General features: G+C 72.8%; 6 protein-coding genes and 1 pseudogene. 3 read left to right on the top strand and 4 right to left on the bottom strand.

Annotation, left to right across the window (positions count from 1 at the left end; genetic code table 11):
* Positions 1-70: 70 nt before the first annotated feature.
* Positions 71-1,123 carry an aminotransferase class V-fold PLP-dependent enzyme gene (locus ABZ078_RS34245; protein WP_356581820.1) on the bottom strand — a complete coding sequence of 351 codons (1,053 nt, stop codon included), beginning with the start codon at positions 1,121-1,123 and terminating at the stop codon, positions 71-73.
* Between the two features lie 107 nt (positions 1,124-1,230).
* Positions 1,231-1,947: a DsbA family oxidoreductase gene (locus ABZ078_RS34240; RefSeq protein ID WP_356581818.1), complete on the bottom strand. Its 717-nt coding sequence runs from the start codon at positions 1,945-1,947 to the stop codon at positions 1,231-1,233.
* Positions 1,948-2,066: 119 nt separating this feature from the next.
* On the opposite strand from ABZ078_RS34240, the pseudogene ABZ078_RS34235 reads away from it, so the two are divergent.
* Positions 2,067-2,429 (top strand): annotated as a pseudogene (locus ABZ078_RS34235) (MFS transporter); the annotation flags it as partial.
* Here ABZ078_RS34235 and ABZ078_RS34230 read toward each other — a convergent pair.
* Complete coding sequence (locus ABZ078_RS34230) at positions 2,389-2,997, bottom strand: DUF1349 domain-containing protein (RefSeq protein ID WP_356581816.1); 609 nt, start codon at positions 2,995-2,997, stop codon at positions 2,389-2,391. The pseudogene ABZ078_RS34235 and the gene ABZ078_RS34230 overlap by 41 nt on opposite strands.
* 126 nt (positions 2,998-3,123) lie before the next feature.
* Here ABZ078_RS34230 and ABZ078_RS34225 point away from each other — a divergent pair, with 126 nt between their 5' ends.
* Complete coding sequence (locus ABZ078_RS34225; RefSeq protein ID WP_356581814.1) at positions 3,124-3,732, top strand: LuxR C-terminal-related transcriptional regulator; 609 nt, start codon at positions 3,124-3,126, stop codon at positions 3,730-3,732.
* Between the two features lie 6 nt (positions 3,733-3,738).
* On the opposite strand, the gene ABZ078_RS34220 is transcribed toward ABZ078_RS34225, so the two are convergent.
* On the bottom strand, positions 3,739-5,268 hold the full coding sequence (locus tag ABZ078_RS34220; protein ID WP_356581812.1) for an aldehyde dehydrogenase (NADP(+)): 1,530 nt from the start codon (positions 5,266-5,268) through the stop codon (positions 3,739-3,741).
* Between the two features lie 132 nt (positions 5,269-5,400).
* On the opposite strand from ABZ078_RS34220, the gene ABZ078_RS34215 reads away from it, so the two are divergent.
* Complete coding sequence (locus tag ABZ078_RS34215) at positions 5,401-6,174, top strand: IclR family transcriptional regulator (protein ID WP_004002235.1); 774 nt, start codon at positions 5,401-5,403, stop codon at positions 6,172-6,174.
* Positions 6,175-6,179 lie beyond the last annotated feature (5 nt).

Raw genomic sequence — 6,179 nt, 5'->3', positions numbered from 1 at the left:
CGGTGGGGTCGTCGGCGACGGACCTTCCGTACGGCGGGCCGCGTCGCCGTTCGTCGCCGTGTCGCGTGTTTCAGGCGGACAGCGCGTCCAGCAGCCGGTCGACGTCCTCGGGGGTGTTGTAGAGGTGGAAGGCCGCGCGCAGATGGCCCGCGCGGTTGGAGACCTCGATGCCCGCGCGGCTCAACTCGGGCTGGCGGTCGCCGAGTCCGGGCACGGACACGATGGCCGAGCCGGGCGCGGGCACCGGTTCGTGGCCGAGGCCGGCGAGCCCCGCGCGGAAGCGGTCGGCGAGGGCGAGGTCGTGGGCCTGGATGGCGGCCACGCCGAGTTGCTCGACCAGCTCCAGGGAGGTGCGCAGGCCGGCGTACGTGAAGAGGCTGGGGCTGATGTCGAAGCGCCGCGCGGAGTGGGCGAGGTCCTCGACGGGGCCGTAGCAGCTGTCCCAGGGGACCTCCCCGGCGACCCAGCCGGCGAGCAGCGGCGTCAGCCCGCCGAAGTCCTCGGGGACGACGCAGAACGCGGCCCCGTGCGGACCCAGGAGCCACTTGAAGCCGACGGCGGCGAGGAAGTCGTACGCGTCCGCCTCCATCGGCAGCCAGCCGGCCGACTGGGAGGCGTCGACGTAGGTGCGTGCCCCGTGTGCCCGTGCCGCCGCGCGCACCGCGGGCAGGTCGGCGACCCGGCCGTCGGCGGACTGCGCGGCGCTGACCGCGACGAGTGCGGTGTCCGGGCGGACGGACTCGGCGAGGCGGTCCAGCGGGACGGCGCGCACCTTGAGGTCGCCGCGCATGTGGAAGGGGTTCACGAGGGAGGCGAAGTCGGCCTCGGCCGTGAGGACTTCGGCGCCGGCGGGCAGACAGGCGGCGATCAGCCCGCCGAACTCGGCGACCGAGGCCCCGGTCGCGACCCGCTCGACGGGCACGCCGGCCAGCCGGGCGAACGAGGCGCGCACGACCTCCACGTCCTCGTACAGCGGGCCCAGCGGCGTGCCCTCGGCCCGCATCCGGACGGCCCTGTGCAGGGCGGTCACGGTGCGGGCCGGCAGCAGCCCGTTGCTCGCGGTGTTGAGATAGACGTTCTTCGGCGCGAACTCGGCACGGACGAGGCTCTCGAAGGTCTCCATGGCTCCACTGTGAGCCCTGAACACCTACTGGTCCATTGCGATTCCCTACGTGGTTTCACCAAGGAACGCTTATGGATCGGCCGCGACCTGCGCGTTCGCTCAGCAGCTCAGCGCTGCGGCACCGCGCACCCGTCGGGACCGCACGCGTCCGCGTCACCCTGGTCGATGAGCGTCAGCGGCGACCGCTCGCCCCACGCCCGCGTCAGCGCCTGCGCGAAGACCTCGGCGGGCTGGGCGCCGGAGACGCCGAACTTGCGGTCGAGAACGAAGAAGGGCACACCGTTGGCGCCGAGTCGGGCGGCCTCGCGCTCGTCGGCGCGGACGTCGTCGGCGTAGGCGGACGGGTCGGCGAGGACCTCGCGGACGTCGTCGGCGTCGAGCCCGGCCTCCACGGCCAGCTCGACCAGCCGCTCGTCGCCCTCGGCGAAGACCGAACGCTCCTCGGCGAAGTTCGCCCGGTAGAGGATCTGGATCAGCTCGTCCTGCCTGTCGTGCTCCTTGGCGAGGTGCAGCAGCCGGTGCATGTCGAAGGTGTTGCCGTGGTCGCGACCCCGCGTGCGGTACTCCAGACCCTCCGCGGCGGCCTGCGCGCCGAGGTTCTCCTCACCGGCCTGGGCCTGCGCCTCACTCATGCCGTACTTCCTGGTCAGCATGGTGATCACGGGCTGGATGTCACCCTTGGCGCGGCCCGGGTCCAGCTCGAACGAGCGGTGCGCCACCTCGACCTGGTCGCGGTGCGGGAAGTCCTGCAGCGCCTTCTCGAAGCGGGCCTTGCCCACGTAGCACCAGGGGCAGGCGATGTCGCTCCAGATCTCGACGCGCATGTGCGTGGCTCTCCAGGTCGCAGGTCGTACGGGTACGGAGACTCCCTCCGCGAGTGGATGAACGTTCAAGCAGCGGGGTTCATTCCTCGGCACGGGTCCAGACCGCAGGCGCGGGCCACCTGGGCCAGGTCGGTCTGGCCGTCGTGGGGCTGCTCGTGACGCTGTGCGTCGACGCCGGCACGCCCCCGGTCGTGGTGGCCCTGCTCCTCGTCCCCATGGCCCTGGGCTGCGCGCTGACGGTGCCGCCGCTGACGGCGGCGATGATGGAGGCCGTACCCGCCGACCGGGCGGGCCTGGCGGCCGGCGTCCTCAACTCCGCGCGGCAGATGGCCGGGGCGCTGGGGATCGCGGTCTTCGGGGCGCTGGTCTCCGACGGTTTCGTGGCGGGCATGCGCCTGAGCGTGGTGGTCAGCGCGGCCCTGCTCGCGGTGACGTGCCTGCTCAGCCTCCGTCTCGCAGGTCCTTCGGCCAGTTCGGCCTGAACTGGAGGTGGTCGTACGTCACCACGCACCCCTCCCCCATCGGCGACTGCGTCATGAAGCCGACGAGGGCCGCGCCGGTCTCCTTCTCGTCGCCGAGGGTGAACAGCCGGACGAAGGTCCACCGCTCGCCGTCGCGGGAGGCGTGGAAGGCGAAGGCACGCCCGGTTCGGCTCACCCTCAGCCATACCGAACTCCCCTCCACCGTGAAGGAGTTGGCGTCGTCGGAGTGGCCCCGGGTGACGACCGTGCACACGGTGGGCACGTCCGGGGAGTACTCCAGGCACAGCTTGGCCCAGGCCCGCTCACCGACGTGGACGTAGAGGACCCCGGCGTCGAAGGCGCCCGCGAATCCGACGGTGACCCGGGCGATCAGCTGGAAGTCCCCCTCGGGCGCGCCGAGCAGACGCGGCGCGTCGGAGGCGGGGTCCAGGGCCTCGTCGGTGGGCGGCACGAAACGATCCTGCCGGGGACCGGCCCATCCGGAGAGGATGCCGTCCTCGTAGGACCAGTGACCGTCGGGGCCGTACGTGCGGAGCGGGAAGGGCAGTTCGGGAAGTTCCACGTCCATGGGGGGATTCTTCCAGGCGGGTCCGGCGCCGGGTGCCCGAGGGCCGTCCGGGGTCGACTTTCGTCGTTCGGGACCGCGCCGAAGGGCGGATGCGGGCGCCCGGGGACGGCTGTCCATCGTCTGCGCGTGGACGACAGACAGACACCACCGCGCACCGACCGGCCGCTCCTGTCCCGGCTCGCCGCCGCCTCCCCGTGGCCCCGCAAGCGGATGCTCGGGGAGGCGGTGCTCACCGTCGTGCTCGCCGGGCTCGCGGGGCTCCTCGACGGCGTGGAGGACGGATCGGGTGCGCGGGCCGCCGCCGTGGCCCTGGGCGTCGCCGTACTGTCACTGGCCCGCCGCTCACTGCCGGCGACGGTGCTGCTCGTCTCGTCCGCCATGGCCGGGGCAATGGCGCAGGAGCTGATCCACGCGGTCCGCGCGGCGGCGGCCGGCAACGCCCATCTCTCCCCGGCCGCCACCCGGCACGTCGTGGACACCCTCGCCTCCCCGGCCGCCACCGCCCGCGGCGAGGAGGCCCGCCGCCGGCTGGCCGGCCCGACCGAGCGGGAACGTGACGTACTGGCCCTCCTGGGCGAGGGCCTGTCCAACGCGGACGCGGGCACCCGCCTGCACATGAGCGAGGCCACGGTGAAGACGTACGTCAGCCGCATCCTGACCAAGCTGGACTGCGAGAACAGGGTCCAGGCGGCGCTCCTGGCCCGGGACGCGGGCCTGGAGCCGAACGCGGGCTGACCGGCCTCAGCGCTCCAGCGTGCCGTCGATCCTGCGGGGCAGTCCCAGCGGGTTGTCGTCCCGCAGCTCCGGGGGAAGCAGCGCCTCGGGCGCCCCCTGGTACGCGACCGGCCGCAGCCACCGCTCGATGGCCGTACCGCCCACCGACGTGGACGTCGAGGTCGTCGCCGGGTACGGCCCACCGTGGTGCTGGGCCGGCGCGACGGCGACACCCGTCGGCCACCCGTTCACCAGCACGCGACCGGCCAGCGGCGTCAGCTCCGCCAGGATCTCCGCGCCGCGCCCCTCACCCGCGGCCTCCTCGGCCGACAGGTGGACCGTCGCCGTCAGGTTCCCCGGCAGCCGCGACAGCACGGCCTTCGCCTCGTCCTCGTCCTCGTAGCGGACCACCACGGTGACCGGCCCGAAGCACTCCTCCAGGAGCACGTCGTACGCGCCCTCCTGCGCCAGCTTGCTCGCGGCGACCGTGTGGAACCCGGCGCTGACCGTGTGCTCACCGCCCGCGCCCGGCGTCACCGGCGTCTCCACCTCGGGGAGCTCCGCGCGCTCGGCCACGCCGGCGATGAAGTTGTCGCGCATCCGGTGGTCGAGCAGGACCCCGGCCTCGGTGTCGCTGACGGCGTCCGTGAGCGACTTGACCAGGCCGTCGCCCGCCGCGCCGGACGGCACCAGCACGAGCCCGGGCTTCACACAGAACTGCCCCACGCCCAGCGTCATGGACCCGGCGAGACCGACGCCGATCGCCTCGGCCCGCTCGGCGGCCGCGGCCTCGGTGATGACGACGGGGTTCAGCGATCCGAGCTCGCCGTGGAAGGGGATCGGGACCGGACGGGCCGCGGCCGCGTCGAAGAGGGCACGACCGCCCCGGATGGAACCGGTGAACCCGGCCGCCGCGATCAGCGGGTGCTTGATCAGCTCGATGCCCGCCTCGAAGCCGTGCACCAGACCCACGACGGCCTCGGGGATGCCGTGCTCGGCGGCGGCCGTACGCAGCACCTTCGCGACCAGCTCGGACAGGCCCGGGTGGTCCGGGTGGGCCTTGACGACGACCGGGCAGCCCGCGGCCAGCGAGCTCGCGGTGTCGCCGCCGGCGACGGAGAAGGCGAAGGGGAAGTTGGACGCCGAGTAGACGGCGACGACGCCGAGGGGCACCTTGTAGCGGCGCAGGTCCGGGATCGGCGGGGTCGCGGTGTCGTCGGGGTGGTTGATGACGACGTCGAGGAAGGCGCCCTCGTCGACGATGTCCGCGAAGGCCCGCAGCTGGTAGCAGGTGCGGGCGAGTTCGCCGGTGAGGCGGACCGGGCCGAGCGCGGTCTCGGCGTCGGCGGCCTCGACGAGCTGGTCCTTGGCGCCCTGGAGCCGGTCGGCCGCGGTGCGCAGGAAGGCCGAGCGGACCGCGCGGTCGGCCAGGGCGCCGCGCGCCTCGTGCGCGGCGCGGACGGTGGCGTCCACCTCCTGGGCTGTGGCCTCCACCGCAACCTGTTCACGCTGCTTCCCGGTTCGGGGGTCGACACTCCAGACTGGTGCTGCTGCCACCGCGGGTCCCTCCACACATGTATTGCCGCAGTACGGGGTCACTCACCAGGGGCGTTCGATATACTGAACGCTGTCTCCCATGATGAATATGCTGTGGAGACTATTTCCCGTCGAACGAAGGGGTCAAGGGCGATGTCGGCTGGCGAGACGGGCGGCGGGGCACAGGTCAAGTCCGCGGTACGAACGGTTGAACTGCTCGAATACTTCGCCGGACGCCCCGGTATGCACTCCCTGGCGTCGGTCCAGGAGGCCGTCGGCTATCCCAAGTCCAGCCTCTACATGTTGCTGCGCACCCTCGTCGAACTGGGCTGGGTGGAGACGGACGCGACGGGCACGCGGTACGGCATCGGCGTACGGGCGCTGCTGGTCGGCACCTCGTACATCGACGGGGACGAGGTGGTCGCCGCCGCCCGCCCGACGCTGGACCGGCTCTCGGACGACACGACCGAGACGATCCACCTGGCCCGCCTGGACGGCACGAACGTCGTCTACCTGGCCACCCGCCAGTCCCAGCACTACCTGCGCCCCTTCACCCGGGTCGGCCGCCGCCTGCCCGCCCACTCGACGTCCCTCGGCAAGGCGCTGCTGAGCACCTACACGGACGAACAGGTCCGCAAGATGCTCCCGGAGACGCTCCCCGCGCTGACCGAGAACACCATCACCGACCGCGAGAAGCTCATCGAGGAGCTCCACCAGGTCCGCGAGCAGGGCTTCGCCGTGGACCGCGAGGAGAACACCCTCGGCCTGCGCTGCTTCGGCGTGGCGATCCCGTACCGCACCCCGGCCCGCGACGCGATCAGCTGCTCGGTGCCGGTGGCCCGGCTGACGCCCGCGCACGAACAGATGGTGAAGGACGCGCTGTTCGACGCGCGCGACAGGCTGACGCTGGCCACGCGCAGGCTCTGAGCCTT

The organism is Streptomyces sp. NPDC006385, assembly GCF_040612485.1.
Taxonomy (GTDB): domain Bacteria; phylum Actinomycetota; class Actinomycetes; order Streptomycetales; family Streptomycetaceae; genus Streptomyces.
The sequence above is the reverse complement of the archived record's forward strand: the minus strand, read 5'-3'. Positions and strand labels throughout refer to the sequence as shown.

What these genes read in the sequence shown, in the direction of transcription:
- ABZ078_RS34230 (WP_356581816.1), bottom strand. Translation starts at nt 2,997, where the DNA reads ATGGACGTGGAACTTCCCGAACTGCCCTTCCCGCTCCGCACGTACGGC.
- ABZ078_RS34245 (WP_356581820.1), bottom strand. Translation starts at nt 1,123, where the DNA reads ATGGAGACCTTCGAGAGCCTCGTCCGTGCCGAGTTCGCGCCGAAGAAC.
- ABZ078_RS34215 (WP_004002235.1), top strand. Translation starts at nt 5,401, where the DNA reads ATGTCGGCTGGCGAGACGGGCGGCGGGGCACAGGTCAAGTCCGCGGTA.
- ABZ078_RS34240 (WP_356581818.1), bottom strand. Translation starts at nt 1,947, where the DNA reads ATGCGCGTCGAGATCTGGAGCGACATCGCCTGCCCCTGGTGCTACGTG.